The organism is Pseudomonas sp. W2Aug9 (genome assembly GCF_023127755.1).
GTDB classification, from domain to species: Bacteria; Pseudomonadota; Gammaproteobacteria; order Pseudomonadales; family Pseudomonadaceae; genus Aquipseudomonas; species Aquipseudomonas synxantha_A.
Genome location: NZ_SPKL01000012.1, coordinates 1 through 1,259, shown reverse-complemented (window position 1 = coordinate 1,259; position 1,259 = coordinate 1). Strand labels below are relative to the sequence as shown.

The window sequence follows — 1,259 nt, the reverse complement described above, 5'->3', positions numbered from 1 at the left end:
TGTATAGACCGGACACATGGTGGACACATGTGCGGGGACATGGTTGACACATTATGGGCCATAGTCAGGTTTGCTCAGGTCGATCGTTCTTAGAAAGTGATGGCAGAAGTAAACATCAAAGAGACCGTCTTTTTCAGGGTTAGGTCGTATTCCGATGTGATGACCATTCAGGCCCTTGGCGATGCTGAAATAGCGTTTCTGAAAACGAAATCGGCTGTGATACGCCTTGATCGACACATCATCCGGCCCGTACTCGAAGGGTGATAACTGCTGCGGGTAAGCCCAAGGGCTGGACCGATACCGGTCCATGGGCACCTCGTAGTCCAGTGCTTGATGAGGACGCTGCAGGTTATAAACCTCACGCCACTGATCAAATGCGCTTTGAGCCTCCTTGATCGTGGAAAATTGCCGTCCATTAAGCACCTCTGCCTTGAGTGATCGATGAAAGCGCTCGATCTTTCCGTTGGTTTGAGGGTGATAGGGGCGACTGAAACTGATCCGGATTCCCAAGCTAATCAACCAGATACTTAACTCTGTGATTTCACCGGGGTTGCGCGGCGATCCCCATGGAGGACCGTTATCAACATTGATACGAGCGGGCAATCCGAAGCGTTGGAATACCTCAATCATCTTCTCCTTCACTGTGCCCCCGCGTTCGTTATCACACGCCTGAATAGCTAAATTGAATCGCGAGTGATCATCCAACAAGGTCAGGGGATGGCATCGACCTTCTTGAGTTGCGAAATGCCCTTTGAAGTCCATCTGCCAAAGGTCGTTAGGCGCATCGTGTTCAAATCTCAGCTTTGCTTCCTGTTCCTTCTGAACGGGCTGAATCAGGTCGTGTCGGTGCAGCACGTTAGTTACTGTGCTGGGAGCAATTTGCTTTTTCAAGATGCTGCTGATTGTGCGTCCGCCCCAGGCCGGATGTTCCTGCCTGAGCGCTACGACCTCCGCCTCCAGGGCCGCATTGGTCAGTTTGGGACTGGTAGCTGGTTTTCGGGACTTTTCTTGCAGCCCCGACTGCCCTTGCATCTCGTATCGTTTGAGCCATTTATAGGCCGTTTGCGGGCTGATGCCGAAGCGTCGACTCAGTTCTCTTTTATTACTGCCGGGCTGCCGTGCTAAGGCAACGAACTCTTCTTTCAGGCTCATGGTATCTCTCGTGTTCCAAGGCATGATGGCTTTCCGGCGAAGTTGGCTCGCCGAAAAGTGTCCACCATGTCCCCGCACACCCGTCAACCATGTGTCCGGTCCGTACA

General features: G+C 52.5%; 1 protein-coding gene. It reads right to left on the bottom strand.

All coding sequences use genetic code 11. The features are described 5' to 3' along the window. Window positions 1-51: 51 nt before the first annotated feature. A complete protein-coding gene (locus E3O56_RS11210) occupies window positions 52-1,176 on the bottom strand; it encodes an IS481 family transposase (protein ID WP_248128242.1) in 1,125 nt (374 codons plus the stop codon). Between the last annotated feature and the right edge of the window lie 83 nt (window positions 1,177-1,259).

Excerpts from the sequence above, each read along its gene's own strand:
- E3O56_RS11210 (WP_248128242.1), bottom strand. The coding sequence starts at position 1,176 with ATGCCTTGGAACACGAGAGATACCATGAGCCTGAAAGAAGAGTTCGTT.